Genomic DNA, 16,811 nt, shown 5'->3' with positions numbered 1-16,811 from the left:
AGCTTGGGAACAAGGAACAAGACAAGATTCTGAGCTTCTGATTTATCAAATCATATCGCAATATCCTGCTCTGATTCTATGGCATCTTCATCGGTCACGGTCATAAGAGCCACACCAATGGAAAGTGGGCCAATCCTGCCAAGAAACATCAGGATAATAATAATCACTTTGCCGAGCGGTGATAAACTTCCTGTGATACCGGTACTCAACCCGACGGTTCCCAAAGCAGACGTTGCTTCGAAAATGGTATCAAAGACGGGATGTGATTCGGTCAGCAAAAGAAGAAAAATTCCGCAGGTCAGGATGAAGGTATAGAAGAAGAAGTTACTGGATGCCATTTTAATCCTGTGACTGGGGATGATTCTGCCGAGGTAGGTAACTTTTTTCTTTCCTCTCAGTGTTGAAATAACTTCTGCATACAAAGCTGTCATTGTAGTGGACTTGATACCTCCACCCGTTCCCGAAGGTGAAGCGCCCATGAGCATTAGCATAATTATCAGAAATATGGAAGCCCCAAGCAGATCCTGGATGGGAAACGTGTTGAATCCCACGGTAGTTAGTGCTGTCATGCTCTGAAATGCGGCAACCATGAGCCGTTCCCAGGCAGGATATTGCAGCAGGTTTGAGTCCGAAACAAAAAGAATCACCGTTCCAAATGCGATCATGATGATTGTGAAGCGGAGAATGATTCGGCTGGTGTATGTGATCTGCTTTTTGCGTCCGGCAAGCCTTTCGTAAACATCTGAGAATACGATAAACCCGATAGCACCAGAAAAAGAAAGAGCGGAGATCACCAGGTTTAGCCAGAAATGATCCTTAAATGCTTCAAAGCTGGTATTGAATAGACTAAATCCCGCTGTGCAGAAGGCTGAGATACTGTGAAAAATAGCATTCCAAATCGGGTTCGAGACATCCTGGTTTAGAAAAATGAAGTATAGAAAAATTGCACCTGCCAATTCAATTAGCAAACTGAACCAGATGACATTTTTTACGAAGTGAAGGATGCTGAATCCTTTGGGAAGGCTGAAATCAAATTCGAGTAATTTGACACCGGTTTTTGATATTCGTCTCTTGGATCCTAAAATAATAAAAGATCCGAGGGACATATAACCGATTCCGCCCAACTGAATAAGCAGCAAAATGACCAGTTCTCCAAAAAACGAGTAATTTTCGCTTATGCCAACAGAAACCAATCCTGTAGTGGACAGGGCCGATGTGGCGATGAAAAAATGGTCGAGTGAGGTGACTGTTGTACTGACGCTAAAGGGAAGAGATAACAGGATAAAACCGGCGAGCAGAATGAGCAAATATCCAAGGAGAATGAGCTTCCCGGCAGAGGCATTCTCGATGAATTTATTTGATGCAATTTTCATAAAATGACAAATAAGTCAAAAACTCTCTAATGTTATGGCTTTTTCCACAGATTTGTCAATGGAAAAATTGTAGTCATTTTGGAGGGATTGATTCATCCCGAATGTTTCGTTTAGAACGGGATATGAGAGCTGTCCTCCTTTTTTTTGAAGGGAAGCAGGGCTTCAAATGTGTGTTCCCAAGCAGAGCTTGGGAACAAGGAAAATGTAAAATCAGAGAAATGTTTCAATATGAAATCAAAGGATTAACAGTATCAAATATATCCAAACAACGGCGGGAAAATAATGACCACAATCGTTGCCCAAATTGCATAAACCGGAATATAATCGGTCTGCCATTTTTCAAGAGATGAAAACAATGCCCGGCCGCGCATAAACCGAATATAGAGTACGACAGACCAGACCAGATTGATCAGTAGAATCACATTCATTCCCAGTGCTACCACTCGGTTCGGGGTTAAGCCAAATTCGGTGATTCGGCCGAATATTGCCCCGAGCGCGATGGCATCCGCAAACAGTGCACTCACTAGTAGCACAATTAGAATGATATCAAATAAACCGGGAGGTGATTCATGCTTTCGGGCAGAGATGGAGTAAAGTAAAAGTCCCAACACTACGACGAGTAATAAATCAAAAGCGATAAGTACGTTTCGTTCGATCTCAAGCGGTTGGCCGGTATAAAGAAGAGTTCCGAGAAAAGTGATAAGTACAATTGCAAACATAGGCGTAAAGAGCCGCGCCAATATAGGAGCCAGGTTTTCAGCAATACCTTGTTTTATTTCTACCAGCCAGGAAGCAACGACTACAGCTCCGACGGCTCCGCATGGCAAAACCCAGGATTCGAAAAACGGTTCAATGTCAATATCAATTGTTTGGAAAATCATGGCCATAAATCCCATAAGGACGGCTCCGCCGAGAGCAATCAGAACGTAATAGATAAAGAGTTCTCCCGAGAAACGAATGAAATTCATTCGTTCCGCAGCTTTATTCCATTGTCCGCCGGTATAAGCGATGCCCACGATCAACCAGAGGGCAATGGGGAGATGCATTGCGAAAAGAGCTTCGGTATGTCCCTCAGGCTCAAATGGATAACTGTTGGCAAAAACCAAAGCAACAGCAAAAGACAAAGCAAGCCAGGGGAGAATTCGGGTATCTGGCCTTCGTTTCCAAACAAAATAACCTGATAAAATTGGAAGTACGAACAGGCTTAAATTGCGGATGTAAAATCCATCATTCTGATCGAGGTCGATCCCAAAGAAAGATGGAAGTTTGATGAGTAAAGCGGCTGCAAAGGCCAGTCCGAAGACAAGAATCCCTTCCTGATAATTACTTTCAGCGATATTTGGTTTTACTGGTTCTGTCATGGTTTGATCTCCCTTTAAATGTTTAGGCGGCAGCTTTCAAGTCCGGCTCACCGTTTCCCTCAGCCACATGGCGGAACATCATGGCTGAGCTAATCCACAAGAGGATAAAGAAACCGTTGATTCCCAGAATTTCCACAACCGGGCTTGTAGGAGCCTGATAATATCCGCCGCCGATTGCAATAGCAGCCACCAATGCCTGGCCGACAGCCGTAACAAATAAAGTAAGCGTCATTCCTTTGGGTTGAAAGCGACTTAAGAACGCACCGATCAATCCAATTGCAAGGACACCATAAAACCACAGGTTGATAGGATTGGATTCAGCTCCGATAATGCCGACGGCACCATTTGCCCAGACAAGTAAAAAGCCGGTAGCGCAGGCCATGGCGAATGCAATTTTGTATGCAAGTTTTTCCGATTTTCTGGTGACAAGTTTATATGTAAGTCCTGTTCCAAAAATGAGGATTCCGGCAAACACAAAATCGCCAAGAGTCCAGACAACTTCTTCGGTGAATTGCATGGCAATCAATGGGATAAGTAAGAGTCCCGCGGTAATAAGAGAAAGAAAGAGAACGGATTGGAAAAGGTTTTTTTCTGTTTTCATATTTATTGTTGGTATTTAATTATGTGTTATTGAATGAAAGTACTTTGAAATTCAAAGTAAAGGGTTAAATTTTTTTGATTCATGCAGGTTCAGTCCGCATCTGATTGCGTGTGACGAAATACCATGCAGTACCCAGTACAATCAGTAAAAGAGGAATGGCTCCCGGCTCACTGTCTGTTACTATTTTTATCAGCATCAAGGCGATTCCCAGTACGATGATCAGTATTGACAGAAGGATCTGTATTCTTAGTTTCGTTGAGTTATTTGTCTTCATAGGCGTTTTTATTATTTGCGGGATTGGATGATCTGTTCAAGTACTTTCAGGTGTTCATCGAAGGCTTTTTTCCCTTCTTTTGTCATGTAATATTTCGTATTGGGTTTGCGGTCGATGAAGGATTTTTCCACGCCAATAAAATTTTCATCTTCAAGTTTCTTGAGATGAGTGGCAAGATTTCCATCCGTTACGTCCAGGTATTCTTTCAGTGAGGTAAAATCAAGGCTTTCATTTACAGCGAGTGCAGACATGATGCCCAGCCTCACACGGCTTTCAAATGCTTTATGTAAATCATCAATGGCTATTTTCACAATGGATCACCGTTCGTACCTGAAATGCATGTAAATTCCGTAGGCGATGTGGATGACACCAAACCCGACAGCCCAGTAAATCAATCCGTACTCAATGTACAGTGCGCTTATCAAACCAAGAGCGATCTGGACATAGCCCATCAAGCGAACTTCAAAAATGGTGGTGTTTCCGGCATTATATAATGCAAGTCCATAGAACAGGAGTGACAGCGGGGCAATAAGTCCGATCAATCCTTTGGAGATTAAAACCAGGATCAGTATTCCGCCCGCAGCCAATGGCACCATCATCTGGGTTAATAACCGCCGTGAAGTAGCATTCCATATTTTTTCGCCTTCATGATTCGCCTTTTTCCAAGAAAAAAACATGGCTGATAAAAGTGCCATAACCAGGATCACTATGGCCAGAAGCATCACATTTGGCAGGGAGGGGGAGCTGTAAAAAATTTCGTCGGGGTTAAAATCAAAGAAACTGTAAGCAATGGTAGCTCCCACTAAAGCATAAATGCCCGCCATGATTCCAGCCCAACCGGAGAGGGATAAGAATTTTGAAGATTTCTCCATCATGGAGCGTATCTCGGCAATATCATTAATGTAGTCCTGATTTTCTTTCATGAAAAGTACTTTTTATTTCAAAGTTAAAGTACAGAAATTTTAAATGCAATATCTCTACGTAATTTTATTGTAGTCTCTTTATCAGATGAGAATATCAAACGATCAGAGTAAGACGAATGTGAAATGTTCTGAATAAAGTAGAACCAGAATTCTCAGGGATCGATATCAGGAATCTGTAACTCCAAAGGAAAGGGTTGATCTCTGTCAACAACGATGGAATCGCCTTCAATTCTAAGTAGCGCCACCTGGATCACAGACCTTCGCTGCGTGAAGCCAATGGTATCCCAGGAGGTAGTGGGGCCAAAACTTTCCTGGGGATTTACATGATAGAAGACATATGCAAATTCTCCGGCCGGAACAACATCTGCATGGTGGCCTTTTGCGGTATCATCTTTTCGTTGTCCCACCTCACTCAAGATCATTCCTTCTTTTACCCAGTTTACAGCATTATCAGAACTGAGCAATTCAATGCCCTCCCAGGGATCGGTTATCATCCAAAATTTTTCCTGCCATCGGAAAACATTGGCGCCTTCGGTATTTGTTCTTTCTTCGGCCTGGCCTTTGGGAGTCCAATTCAACAGATCGTTACTGTCGGCGTAATGTGTAGTATATCCTGCATTTTCATTTTTGAACCACATCCGGTATTTGTTCTCGGAAAGCTTAATAACAGACGGATCAATCACTCTGGCTGATTGCAGATCTATTACTTTTTTGAAAGAGAGATCCCACATAGAACTGGCGGTAAACAGGATGATTTTATGCTCGTCATCAAAGTTTTTTGTTGGAATGCCCCGAACGAAGCTCACATACATGTAATAGGTTCCATTCTCGTAGTACAGATCCGGAGCCCAGTAAGTATTGTGGCCCGGTTCATAATCTAAATCGAGCGTTCCACGATAAGTCCAGTTTATTCCTCCGTCATCGGATGATGCCACGCCAATTGCCGTTCCATGAACCCAGGCTAAATCCGGAGTATTTGAGTTTGCTCTTCTTTGAGTGTAAATCATCCACCAGTTTTCTTCTTCATAATTCCAGAACACAGTGGGATCAGCCGGACCGGCAAAAATCGGGTCTTCAAAAAGCGGGGCTGAAGGGATATTAGGATTTGAAGTTTGTGCAAACAGCGAAGGGCTTGAAGCGAATGAGAAGAAAATCACCAGTAATAAATAAGGCAGTTTATAGTGGTTTTTCGGGCTGAAGGAAAAACAGGAATAATTTTTCATTCGAATCTTTTTGATTTCAATCAGTTATCGATCAATCTTTGTACATAGAAAGATAGTGATTTGAAAAAAACCGCACTAAGATATTCCGTGGTAAGTCCATCTCACAGATTCCCCATAGTCAATTAAGCCGTTTTCAATCCGGAGATTGCATCTTGCATAATCATATAAAGACAAGGAACAATCACCAGGATGATGGAAGTCGCGAACACGATACCGAACCCGAGAGAGATTGCCATTGGAATTAATTGAATGGCTTGTCGCGATTGTTCAAGAATAATAGGAGTCAGGCCTCCAAACGTTGTAAAGGTTGTCAACATAATCGGACGAAAACGGCGAAGTCCTGCTTCGTGAATAGCTTCAAAAGCAGAATGACCTTTATCTCTCTGTTTGTTTGCGTAGTCAATCATAATCAATGAATCGTTCAGAACCACTCCTGAAAGAGCGATAACACCCATCAGGCTAACCAGTGAAAGATCATATCCCAATAAAATATGGCCGATAACCGCCCCGACAATTCCGAATGGAATGGCACCCATTACAATCAATGGTTGAATATAGCTTCCAAATGCGATAGCCAGAAGTGCATAAATCACAAACATAGCCAGCATAAAGCCGCCCCAAAGTGCGGATGTAGATTCACGCATTTCCGCCTGGCTGCCTTCAAAACTCCAGGTAATTCCGGGGAAGTCTGCCCGGAGTTGCGGCAAGGTTTCGGTCTGAATAGATTCCAGAATCCTGGTAACGGCACTTGCCGGTTCAGCGTCCATTCCGACGCTCACAACACGACGTCCATCCCGCCGGTTAATGTTTGTGAATGCCTCGCCTTCCTCAATACTTACTACATCTAATAAAGGAACTTCAACGCCGCTCGGCGTTTGAATGACGAAATCTTCGAGATGGTAGATATCCTGCCGCTGATATCGCGGAAGTTTTACACGGACTTCAATCTCGTTTGTACCACGAAGTTGCCGCATTGCCAAAGCTCCGTAGAAAGCATCACGCAACTGTCGCCCAACATCTTCGGGGGTGAGGCCAAGTTTTCGCCCCTCGGGAAGAAGCCGGAAATCGAACTGGGTTTTGCCGCGATTGTAATTATCGTTTACATCACGAGTTTCGTTGTATTGTTCTACCCGTTCAACAAATGCCTCGCTGGCCGCTTCGAGTACTTTGATATCCGAATGGCTCAGGTCAACACTGATGTCAGGAAGAAAACCGCCCGGCCCGCGTTCTGCTTCAAATGTAATTTGATCTACACCGGGAATGTCTCCAATCTGATCGCGCCAGAGTTCAATCACTTCCTGGGCGGTCATTTCCCGTTCGTCTGGCGGTTTCATGACGACTTCCACATCAATAAAACTCTGGCCACGGACATTGGTTTTAATCCCTTCGGCTACTTCATATAAATTGTGTTCTTCGAACATCCGGTGGGTAGCTTCTGTAATATCAATGGCTACAGCTTCCGCCTGAGTAGGGGTGGTTCCAACCGGCAGACTGACTCCCGCTTCAATTTCATCGGCTGCATCTTCGGGCATCATGACCATTCCCATGTGATCGCTGTAACCATATCCTCCCACAATAATGAGCAAAGTAATTGCAATACTTAAAGTTATATACCGGTTTTGAAGGCAGGTATCGAGGAAGCGGCGATATTTTGTATCAACAAAATGATTGAAACGTTTTGCAAAAGCCTGCTGATATTTGTGGATGGTATCGCCGATTTTAAATCGCTCTTTTTTGGTACTATGCGCCAGGTGGGCCGGAAGAATAAAAAGTGCTTCGAAAAGTGAGACGGCCAGTACAATAATCACAACAGCAGGAAGGGGCCACCAGTATTTGCCGGTGACACCAGGCATGAAGAGCAGGGGAACAAATGCGATAATATTGGTAAGGATCGCAAAAGTAACCGGGCGTCCCATGTCTTTTGTTCCCTCAATGGCTGCATCCAGGAAACTGTAGCCTCGTTCGCGATATTCGTACACATTTTCACCCACCACAATGGCATCATCCACTACAATTCCAAGAACTACCAGAAAGCCAAACATCGAAATCATATTGATGCTGAGATTGGCAAGCGGCAGAAATAAAACTGCACCTACAAAAGAGATGGTCATTCCCATCATCACCCAAAAAGCCAGCCTGTATTCAAGGAAGAGTGCAAGTATGACCATTACGATGATGATTGCAAGCACGCCGTTTTCCATTAGCAGGGAAAGACGTTCTTGGAAATCGTCTGCAGCGCTGCTGTCGATACGGTATTGAACACCGGGAGGAAAAGTTAACTGAGCCTGATCCAGGATATCCACAACAGCTTCCGAGATGGTGAGAGGCGATTGACTTCCGATTCGGTAGATCTCGAGATCTACCGTTGGCACCCTGTTAAATTCTCCGTGGAATCCGGTTTCTTCAAATCCATCGGTAATGTCGGCGATGACGGCGAGAGTTACGCTTCCTCCGTTTTCAGAGGCAATTAATTCAATATTTCCATATTCGTCCGCCCACTGTTTGCGTTCCTGCATTCGGAGGAGAATTTCTCCGGCACTGGTTTCCACAGCTCCGGCGGGGATGTCTTCACTGGATTGTGCAATGAGATTGGCAACATCACCGAGAGTTAACCCATATTCCCGCAGGCGATCTCTTGGAATTTCAACATGCGTGACATAATCGGGTACGTTTCCAATTTCAACCTGGGTAATTTCTTCGTGGCTCATCAGTTGATCACGAACGCTTTCAGCCAGTTTTCGCAATGTCCAGATATCGGCATCCCCGTAAATGCCAATGGTCATAACTTCCTGCTGATTTGATTGCAGCTGAACTTCCGGTTCTTCAATATTATCAGGAAATGTGCGAATACGATTTACTGCCTGATCGATATCCTGGTACGTTTTCATCCGATCAGTACCAACCACCAGTTCGATGGAGATTTGTCCGGATCCTTCCTGGGCTTCAGAAGTAACTTCTTTGATGCCCTGAACGCCTCGAATGGCTTCTTCAACCGGGCGAAGTATTCCCTGCTCTACTTCTGCAGGCGAAGCCCCGGGATAAACAACGCTCACTTCCACAATATCGAGCTGGTATTGCGGAAATACCTCTTTCTGCATGTTGAATGCCGTCCAGACTCCGCCCACAATCAGAATAATCATCAACAGATTGGCAGCAATCGGATTTTTCGCCATAAAGGCGATGGGTCCTGAGTATTTGTTATTTGAGTCGTTTATGCTCATTCAAAAATATATTTGAGATAGATGGATATCAATTGGGACACAGGCTGAACTTTTTACATATCAGAATTTGAAAGCGTATCTGCTGAGGCGGTCTCAGTTGCGCTATCGGCACTTTCCAATCTTAAGGGAGATCCATCCACAACGGTTGATAAATTCGTTGTTACAATTTTCTCGCCATCATTAAGACCTTCGGTGATGTACGCATATGTTGCATCCCGAAAGATGATTTCAACATCCCGGATATCAAGCGAATCGTTTTGCATCACCCAGATTGTATCATCCTGGCGGATGTAATCACGGTTAATACGAATAACATTTTCAAGCCTTTCAGCTTCGATATTCGTTTCCACAAACGACCCGATCATTAATCGGGGTTGGGTTGTATCTCCGGACAAGTATCCGTGCGGATCAGGTACAGAAACCAACACCCGGGCCATTCGGGTTTCATTTTCGAGCGCACCCACCAGCCTGAAAAGCGTTCCTTCCCGAGATTCATCCGGTTCCCATGCGGTTCGATTTCGAATGGTTACCGGCGATCCTGTCCCTCCATTTCGAGGGACTGTAATCCATCGGAGGCTGGTTTGTGGAACGGCTGCCTCAATCCAATATTCATCAATGCCGACAAGCCGGGCGAGCTCATCTCCGGAGGCAACCTGAGAACCAATATTTACATTTCTTGTGAGAATATAGGCGTCGAATGGAGCTCGAATTGTTGTTCGCTGAAGATTCAATTCGGCTTGTTCCACAGCAGCCCGGGCCGATTCAACTTGCGATCGTGCCGCATTAAGTTGTGGTTCCCGCAAAATGAGATTTCGATTGGCTCCGGTTAGTGAATCGTTCAGGAGTTCATAATCCTGTTTGGCAACTTCCTGCCGACCCATTTCAATATTCAGATCGGCTTCGGCTTGCATGAGTTCACTTTTTCTTTGTTGAAGGATATTTCTGTAGTCGGCCGGATCAATCTGTAAAAGTACTTCTCCTTTTTCCACATATCCGCCGGGTGTAAAATTCTCCGAAAGGCTGGTAATCTCTCCACTTACCCGCGGGCTTAAAACAATATCCTGGGAGGGCTGAACCGTCCCCATCGCACTAATTGTAGGAGTGAAGGTATCTCGTTCTGTTTCCACAACATCAACAAGCATTGCGGTTTCTTTCATGGCACCAGAACGTGTAGCTTCAGGCTCAGTCGAAAAAATCAGCAGGGTTATTGCCGCCCCCGCAATCAAAATACCCAGGCAAATAAAGAGTGTCTTTTTCCAGTCCATAAATATGTGATCGAAATTATTTCTTAAACCAATTATTCATCTATTCCCGGGCCATCATTTCCGTTTCAAATGATCCGGCGAGTGCACGATAGAGTGCAATACGATATTCAACCAGCGTTAACCGGGCTGATAGCAGATCCCGGCGCAATTGCTGAATTCCGTCAAGAGCCGTTAATACATCTAAATAATTTCCCCCTCCATTCAGATATTGTACCCGTAATTGTTCGTATGCTTTTGTAGCCAGCTCTACCTGGCGTTCAATACTTTGAATACTTTGCACCTGGTTCTTTTCCTGAACAAGTGCATCTTCAACTTCCCGAAATGAAGTTAGAATGGTTTGTCCGTATTCATAGAGCCGCTGCTGTTTTACAGCTTCATTTCGGTTGACTTCAGCCCGGAGTTCTCCTCCGTAAAAAATGGGAGCCAACAGGTTTCCGGCAAAAGAAAGAGCCCAGTCTTCAAACAAACTTCCGGCATTGTCCGCAGAAGTGGTTGCAGAAGCCGAGATCGTCAATCTTGGAAACTGGTTACTGATGGCTGAAGCAAGATCACGATCGGCAGCCAATAATGCTGAATAAGCACTTTGAACATCAGGGCGTCTTCGAACCAAATCTGTTGGAACCCCGGCTTCGGGCAAGGGAGCCAATTCGGGGAGATCAACAGGGCGATATTCGGTACCATGTTGCGGAGTTTCTCCCAGAAGTACTGCAAGTTGATGTTCCAGTAATTGTACTCTCGCTTCCGCATACGTTTTCTGTTCGCGTGATGCTTCCAAAAGTTGCTGCTGCCGAAGTACATCCACACTTTGTATTTGTCCGATTTCAAACCGGTTTTGAATCAGTTCCAGAACGGTGGCATTTGTTTCGATCTGCTCTTCAATGAGTTGTAGTTGGTTTTGTCCATCAGCCAGCTGGTACCAGGTTCGTGTAATTTCTGCTGCAAGAGAGAGGGCAACAGTCTGATAATCCAGGAGTGTGGCTTGAGCACGATATCGCTCCGCATCAACGCTGGATTGAATTCGTCCCCAGAGATCAATTTCATAAACCGATGAAAGGCCGAGCTGGATTTGTTCGGAATCCTGAGAACTGTCTGAGAACCGGTTTAATTCTCCTGTTCCTGATGCCTCCAGAGAAGGGAAGAGGGAAGAGGATTCACGATCCACAACAGCTTTCGCCGCTCTCAAACGCTCCCAGGCCGTTAGAAGATCGAAGTTCGATTGCATGGCTGTGTCGATAGCAGCGTTCAGTTGTTCATCCTCAAAGGTTGTCCACCATTTGTCAGGTACTACCTCGCTGCCTGATGCTGAAAATGCTTCGGGTATTTCTACGGGCGCATCAATTTCTTTTTGTGTACCACAACCGGCCAGGATGAATACAGCCATTCCCCAAAATGTTGTTAACCAAATATGTGCTCGTCTTCGGGGCATGATGCAGAGATTAACTCAGATTTTAGTGAATAGAATGATTCACTTTTCTTTACCGGTCGGAAAAATAAAAGACAAATCTATAGGAACTTTGAAGAGACGAAAAGCACGGATTAAATCTCCAAAGTTCGATGTTTCAGGGATCTGAATGTTGTAACAAACTCCTGTCAAAGAAAGTTTAGGAAAAGCTAAAAACCTATAAATCCAGGAAGGGAAATTGGATTTTAGGGACAGTTTTTGGAGTTACAACTTGTTTTGGAATGGAATAGTAAAGACAAACTCGGAACCTTTACCTTCTGTGCTGTTTACCTCAATTGTACCTCCGTGCAGATCCACAAATTCCTTGCATAACAGCAGCCCCAAACCGGTTCCTCTTTCACTATCTGTACCCTGACGTTTAGGCCGGTTTGCCGGGTCAAACAAAGATTGTCTCACCTTTTCGGGCATGCCGATACCAGAATCTTTGACACTTACCGTAATATTACTTTCTGTTGGAAATGCAGAAACTTGAATGGATGAATTGAAAGGCGAAAATTTCACGGCATTTGAAATAAGATTTCTCATACAGGTTTTGATCATTTCAGGATCACAAGAAACAGGTGGACATTCACTTAAACTGGTCTCAATTGATATGTTTTTGTTTTGAGCTACAACTACCTGAACGTCGATACTTTCCTGAATGAGTTCGGCAATGTTTGCTTCTCTCGGAATAAATGAGACATTATGTTGCTGCATTTTTATCCATTCAAGCAGGTTTTCTAAAAGTTGATACGCTTGTTTTGTTGAGGTTTGAAGCAGGTCAAAATGTTCGATTAGTTCGTCAAAAGATTGCTCGTTTGTTTCCGTATTCTCTTTCATCATACTGATCAAACCAAACAGGCCGAAGAAGGTGTTTTTTAAATCATGTCCAATAATGGAATATAATTTATCACGGGTTTCGGTGACCTCTTTCAACCGGGTATTTTGGTCTTTGATTTTCTGTTCGTACTCCTTGTACTTCGTGATATCCTGGAAAGTCCCTCTCAATTTGTAGGGTTTTTTCTCAAGGAAAAGTGCCTGGCCAATAGCACGTACCCATTTATGATTTCCTTTTGCCGTTACAAACGGGAGAGCAACATCATATTTTTTTCCCGTTTCCATGGTGTATTCAATTGCTTCCTCTATTTTTGTCCTGGCATCGCTAGGGTAATAGCTCAGTCCTTCTTCAACAAAAACTTTTTCTCCAACGGGTTTTTCATGAATTCTGTAAACTTCATCCGTCCAGGTCAGCTTTCCACTTTTTATATCAAATTCCCATCCACCAACATTAGCCATTTGCTGTGCTTCAGAGAATAATATTTCCAGCTTTTTACGAGCAGTAATATCTCTTGAAGTCGTCTGTAAATTTATGACTTCTCCTTTGTCATTCTTGATAGGTTGAGTGGCAGTATCGAGCCAGATGTACTCCCCGTTTTTCTTTTTAAATCTGTATTGAATGCTCGTTATAAGATTATTCTCTAATGCCTGATTATGAGATTGTTCTTTTACTCTTTCTATATCCTCCGGATGATGAAATTCGTATGGATTTTTCCCCAGTAACTCTGCAGGTTTATAGCCTAAAAGATATTCAGAAGAGGGGGAAACAAAACGAAATTTTCCATCGGGATCATGCAAACAAATAAGGTCGGCCGAGTTGGTAGATATGAGCTTGTATAACTTTTCACTTTCCTTATAGCTTTCTTCGATCGATTTTCTTCGGATAACGGAAGCCGTCCATTCTGCAAGTAGCTTAACCAAAGTTTTATCTGCTTCTAAAAAGCCCGGTTTTTTTGGGTCTGGACTTGAAAAGTTTATCGTACCGTAAAGTTGATCATCAATATAAATAGGGATGCCAATATACGATTCGAGTTTAAAAACCTCGTAACAGGGATGCTTGCGATGCTCGCTTAACTGCATTTCATTAATAGCTACAACTTTGTTCTTTTCAATCGTGATGCTGCAGTAGGTTTCACCAAGATTGAATGTCTGACCGTTTTCGAGCCCGCTATTTTTTGAATAATGATTAATTACCGTATAAGTATCTCCTGATATTGAACTTAGAATACCGACTTCCATTCCAAGCAATTGGGTAGTCATTTTCAGAGCTCTGAAAAGGTGATCATCGAGATTGTGACTTTTTTGAGAGACAATTTTATGGAGTAGTCTCAGTCTTTTTTCAATCTCTTCCGGTTTGGATACTACTATTTCGTCGAAAGAGTGCATACAGAACTCATTAAAACTTAAATGATGATTTGCATAAAGTTAAAAAATTCTAATACAAATCCGGCAGGGAATTCATAATTCGAAAACGATGGTTAATCAGCTTTCCAAAGCGAAAAATTGTGTTGCCTGAGGACAGACAGTTTATCAAAAGTACTAAAAATCTAATGGTTTGGTGGAATCATTGTAAATCGGGCCCATTTGCCAGACTGATCCGTGCAGCGACCGGAAAATCCCTGTTCCGCGCTTTCATGTTGAGCGAGAGCACAATCCAGCGTTACCCGTTCTTCAGGTTCAATGAATTGAAAAAAGAGTGTATCATTTTCGATGCGAGTATTATCGGTTGGTATAAGAGAGGAATCGGGACCGACAATATGAATGGTAAGAGCTCTGTCAATGTAAGATACTTCATATCCCATCGGATTGGACATTTCGGGATGATTCATTGGTGTGAGTGAGCCCGTCCAAAAGCCTTCTTGCAACTGAGGCGCGGATTGACACGCGGAAAGAAGTATGAAAAAGAAAACAACCAGGAAGCGAAATTTCATGGATATTTTTTTATTACTTATGGTTAAAGCAAATCTGCAAATTTCTCCATCAAATCCACAATAATTTATCCCAAATTCTTGCTAAATAAATAGAATTGGTTTGAAGAATGCTCCAAAAAGATCTGGAAACATTTCCTTCCGGATCATTGTTGAATGAATAGTAACGAGAGCGGAAAGGATAACTAAACATCAGAGAATTATGCCACTTATAGACAGAAGTGACCTAAAATACGATTACTCATGGCAACCGAAAGGAGCTGAAAAACCGCGTAGCTCAGCCACAACAAAGGGCGAGACGGATAGTCAGATTTTTCGAAGTGAAGATGGAGATCAGGTATTGTCATTCATTAATGATTATACCGATCGGGAAGGAATAACCGACAAAAAGCATGCTTTAAAAATTGAGAAGCTGCTACAAGATGAGCTAAAGAACAGGAATATGTCCCGAAAGGAAGCTCGTCTCTGGTTAAATGAAAATCTAACCAAAGAGCGAGTCTGATCTTTCAGAAATTTCTTTAAAAAGGTGAAATCCTTACAGGGGTTTCACCTTTATATTTTTGAAATAGACTTTACTGTCAGGATCATGTCCTTGTAAGGCAAACGTGCCGCTGGACAGAACATTCGTCCCCCGATCCACATCTTCCGGTTCAGTGTAATCTGTTATCACTTCATCATTTACCATAATAGTGATGTGTTGGCCTTCCACCTGAATGGTCATGGTAAACCATTCATCATCAGGAAAGATAACTTCAGTGTTATCATCAACATTATATAAACTTGCCGTTCTTCGGGGATCTGCATCAAAAGAGTTATTTACCTGGGCTTCATACCCGTGTGCCGGCCATCCTTCTTCTTGATATTGGGTGTGGAAGAAGATACCTGAATTGGAACCGGGTGTTGTCATAACATCAGCTTTGAAAACGAAATCATCAAAATCATGATTTTCTGCCGCCCCCATATAAAACAGGTGGGCCCGCGGTCCGTGAACTGCAATTTTCCCATCTTCAATGGAGAACGTTTCAGGATTCTCGGCTGCTTCCCAGCCATCAAAAGATTCGCCATCAAAGAGAGAAATCCAATCTTCATTTGCAGATTGTGCAAACGTGGAAAATGTAAACAGGATGAAAGGGAAAAGTAGAAGTGCAATTTTCTTCATAGGTAAACAGTCTGTGCATTAGTTGCGATTTGCTACAGACAAAATATAATTAATCAATAAAAAACCCTCCCGATATTTTCAGGAGGGTTTTAAACGAATCGCTTATTTAAGCATTCAAAGCATTTTTGCAATATTCGAAACATCGTTTTACTTCCGCTACGGCATTCGACCCTTCCGGAACCTGGTATTCGAGTTCAACTGTGGCAGGGAAAGAGTAACTTTCTTCACTCATTAAGTTGAGTACTTCGGCGATAGGTGTATCACCCTCACCCCACACAAGGTTACCAGCTCCGTTGTCGGGAATTTGACGATCTTTCACGTGAATACTTGTAATCCGGTCGTGTTTTTCACGGATGAAATCCAAAATGCTTGGATTGCCGGCCGCCACCCAGTGACCAATGTCTAAGTTCATGGAATTGTATTGAGACTGTTGAAGTGCTGTATCCCAAAGGGTGGGCGTGGCTTGCGTGTGATTATGATAGCCCATGTAGATTTCATGTTTTGAAGCAATCTCTCCCAACCGGTCAGAAAGCGATGCCTCTTCAGGCAGTTCTCGTGTACAGGATTTTGCGCCCAGAGCCCTTGCCGCTTCAAATGCATAATTGATTTCTTCGTCAGTGCTATTTGCATTAAACGCATCTGGTTTCCATGCATAGATACTTACACCCGCATCGTTAAACATGTTTTTAAGTTCCACAAATTTATCCATGGAAGCACGGGATCTCCACTCGGCCACGTGTTGATTGTATTCTTCCATTTGAGCCTGCATCTGTTCCATTTGTTGTTGTTCTTCGTTCGTCAGGGCTTCATCTCTGGATTTTCTCATCAGGGAGAAGTACGCCCAGCGATCCACAGGATTTTCAGGACGGCCTGCGTATAGTTCGGCAGGATCACCCATGAGTTCGACGGCACTGATTCCGGTGTCAACAACAGCTTTTAGAATGGCTTCTGCACTCTGGTCCTGCATGCTTCGAAACGAATATGTGATTGTCCCAATTTGTACACCCTTTATTTTGGAATCAGGTTTGGCGAGGTTTTTAATAAACGCAGGGGCGCCAAAAGCTGAACCGGCTCCAACAAACATTCCCGTAGCCAAAGACAATGAAGTCCCGATGAATTGGCGACGCGATACTGAATTTTTATTCTTCTTATTGTTATTCATAAAGCACATTTTTGGTTGAGGTTTTCAAGCTCCGATTGCTGAT

General features: G+C 43.3%; 15 protein-coding genes. 1 reads left to right on the top strand and 14 read right to left on the bottom strand.

The genetic code is table 11. The annotated features are described in order from the left end of the window. Positions 1-50 precede the first annotated feature (50 nt). The 12 genes from L0B18_RS13905 to L0B18_RS13850 form a co-directional block, all read right to left on the bottom strand. Positions 51-1,373 carry a TrkH family potassium uptake protein gene (locus tag L0B18_RS13905; protein ID WP_234572397.1) on the bottom strand — a complete coding sequence of 441 codons (1,323 nt, stop codon included), beginning with the start codon at positions 1,371-1,373 and terminating at the stop codon, positions 51-53. A 251-nt stretch (positions 1,374-1,624) separates the two neighbouring features. Continuing rightward, positions 1,625-2,734 (bottom strand): hypothetical protein, encoded by a 1,110-nt coding sequence (locus L0B18_RS13900; RefSeq protein WP_234572396.1) that lies wholly within the window; start codon positions 2,732-2,734, stop codon positions 1,625-1,627. Between the two features lie 22 nt (positions 2,735-2,756). Then, a complete protein-coding gene (locus L0B18_RS13895; RefSeq protein ID WP_234572395.1) occupies positions 2,757-3,335 on the bottom strand; it encodes a hypothetical protein in 579 nt (192 codons plus the stop codon). Between the two features lie 79 nt (positions 3,336-3,414). Continuing rightward, positions 3,415-3,609: a hypothetical protein gene (locus L0B18_RS13890; protein WP_234572394.1), complete on the bottom strand. Its 195-nt coding sequence runs from the start codon at positions 3,607-3,609 to the stop codon at positions 3,415-3,417. Between the two features lie 11 nt (positions 3,610-3,620). Then, positions 3,621-3,920, bottom strand: coding sequence for a winged helix-turn-helix domain-containing protein (locus tag L0B18_RS13885; RefSeq protein ID WP_234572393.1), 300 nt, complete (start codon positions 3,918-3,920; stop codon positions 3,621-3,623). A gap of 6 nt (positions 3,921-3,926) precedes the next feature. Continuing rightward, positions 3,927-4,532, bottom strand: coding sequence for a hypothetical protein (locus L0B18_RS13880; RefSeq protein WP_234572392.1), 606 nt, complete (start codon positions 4,530-4,532; stop codon positions 3,927-3,929). A 152-nt stretch (positions 4,533-4,684) separates the two neighbouring features. Next, complete coding sequence (locus tag L0B18_RS13875; RefSeq protein WP_234572391.1) at positions 4,685-5,755, bottom strand: family 43 glycosylhydrolase; 1,071 nt, start codon at positions 5,753-5,755, stop codon at positions 4,685-4,687. Positions 5,756-5,877: 122 nt separating this feature from the next. Then, positions 5,878-8,976: an efflux RND transporter permease subunit gene (locus tag L0B18_RS13870; RefSeq protein ID WP_234572390.1), complete on the bottom strand. Its 3,099-nt coding sequence runs from the start codon at positions 8,974-8,976 to the stop codon at positions 5,878-5,880. A gap of 53 nt (positions 8,977-9,029) precedes the next feature. After that, entirely contained in the window at positions 9,030-10,241 is a 1,212-nt protein-coding gene (locus tag L0B18_RS13865) for an efflux RND transporter periplasmic adaptor subunit (protein WP_234572389.1), read from the bottom strand. Positions 10,242-10,281: 40 nt separating this feature from the next. Continuing rightward, the gene (locus L0B18_RS13860) at positions 10,282-11,667 is read right to left on the bottom strand and encodes an efflux transporter outer membrane subunit (protein WP_234572388.1); all 1,386 of its coding nucleotides are present in this window, start codon (positions 11,665-11,667) and stop codon (positions 10,282-10,284) included. A 240-nt stretch (positions 11,668-11,907) separates the two neighbouring features. Continuing rightward, positions 11,908-13,905, bottom strand: coding sequence for a sensor histidine kinase (locus L0B18_RS13855; RefSeq protein ID WP_234572387.1), 1,998 nt, complete (start codon positions 13,903-13,905; stop codon positions 11,908-11,910). 161 nt (positions 13,906-14,066) lie between these two features. Then, entirely contained in the window at positions 14,067-14,450 is a 384-nt protein-coding gene (locus L0B18_RS13850) for a hypothetical protein (RefSeq protein WP_234572386.1), read from the bottom strand. Positions 14,451-14,649: 199 nt separating this feature from the next. Here L0B18_RS13850 and L0B18_RS13845 point away from each other — a divergent pair, with 199 nt between their 5' ends. Next, on the top strand, positions 14,650-14,949 hold the full coding sequence (locus tag L0B18_RS13845) for a hypothetical protein (RefSeq protein WP_234572385.1): 300 nt from the start codon (positions 14,650-14,652) through the stop codon (positions 14,947-14,949). Between the two features lie 33 nt (positions 14,950-14,982). On the opposite strand, the gene L0B18_RS13840 is transcribed toward L0B18_RS13845, so the two are convergent. Together L0B18_RS13840 and L0B18_RS13835 are read right to left on the bottom strand one after the other, a co-directional pair. Then, a complete protein-coding gene (locus L0B18_RS13840; protein ID WP_234572384.1) occupies positions 14,983-15,606 on the bottom strand; it encodes a 3-keto-disaccharide hydrolase in 624 nt (207 codons plus the stop codon). A 106-nt stretch (positions 15,607-15,712) separates the two neighbouring features. After that, a complete protein-coding gene (locus tag L0B18_RS13835; RefSeq protein ID WP_234572383.1) occupies positions 15,713-16,768 on the bottom strand; it encodes a sugar phosphate isomerase/epimerase family protein in 1,056 nt (351 codons plus the stop codon). Between the last annotated feature and the right edge of the window lie 43 nt (positions 16,769-16,811).

The sequence above is a fragment of the Rhodohalobacter sp. 614A genome, from assembly GCF_021462415.1.
Lineage (GTDB): Bacteria > Bacteroidota > Rhodothermia > Balneolales > Balneolaceae > Rhodohalobacter.
Note: the sequence above shows the minus strand (reverse complement) of the source record. Positions and strands in the feature narration are given on the sequence as shown.

What these genes read in the sequence shown, in the direction of transcription:
- L0B18_RS13905 (WP_234572397.1), bottom strand. Translation starts at nt 1,373, where the DNA reads ATGAAAATTGCATCAAATAAATTCATCGAGAATGCCTCTGCCGGGAAG.
- L0B18_RS13900 (WP_234572396.1), bottom strand. Translation starts at nt 2,734, where the DNA reads ATGACAGAACCAGTAAAACCAAATATCGCTGAAAGTAATTATCAGGAA.
- L0B18_RS13895 (WP_234572395.1), bottom strand. Translation starts at nt 3,335, where the DNA reads ATGAAAACAGAAAAAAACCTTTTCCAATCCGTTCTCTTTCTTTCTCTT.
- L0B18_RS13890 (WP_234572394.1), bottom strand. Translation starts at nt 3,609, where the DNA reads ATGAAGACAAATAACTCAACGAAACTAAGAATACAGATCCTTCTGTCA.
- L0B18_RS13880 (WP_234572392.1), bottom strand. Translation starts at nt 4,532, where the DNA reads ATGAAAGAAAATCAGGACTACATTAATGATATTGCCGAGATACGCTCC.
- L0B18_RS13875 (WP_234572391.1), bottom strand. Translation starts at nt 5,755, where the DNA reads ATGAAAAATTATTCCTGTTTTTCCTTCAGCCCGAAAAACCACTATAAA.
- L0B18_RS13870 (WP_234572390.1), bottom strand. Translation starts at nt 8,976, where the DNA reads ATGAGCATAAACGACTCAAATAACAAATACTCAGGACCCATCGCCTTT.
- L0B18_RS13865 (WP_234572389.1), bottom strand. Translation starts at nt 10,241, where the DNA reads ATGGACTGGAAAAAGACACTCTTTATTTGCCTGGGTATTTTGATTGCG.
- L0B18_RS13860 (WP_234572388.1), bottom strand. Translation starts at nt 11,667, where the DNA reads ATGCCCCGAAGACGAGCACATATTTGGTTAACAACATTTTGGGGAATG.
- L0B18_RS13855 (WP_234572387.1), bottom strand. Translation starts at nt 13,905, where the DNA reads ATGCACTCTTTCGACGAAATAGTAGTATCCAAACCGGAAGAGATTGAA.
- L0B18_RS13850 (WP_234572386.1), bottom strand. Translation starts at nt 14,450, where the DNA reads ATGAAATTTCGCTTCCTGGTTGTTTTCTTTTTCATACTTCTTTCCGCG.
- L0B18_RS13845 (WP_234572385.1), top strand. Translation starts at nt 14,650, where the DNA reads ATGCCACTTATAGACAGAAGTGACCTAAAATACGATTACTCATGGCAA.
- L0B18_RS13840 (WP_234572384.1), bottom strand. Translation starts at nt 15,606, where the DNA reads ATGAAGAAAATTGCACTTCTACTTTTCCCTTTCATCCTGTTTACATTT.
- L0B18_RS13835 (WP_234572383.1), bottom strand. Translation starts at nt 16,768, where the DNA reads ATGAATAACAATAAGAAGAATAAAAATTCAGTATCGCGTCGCCAATTC.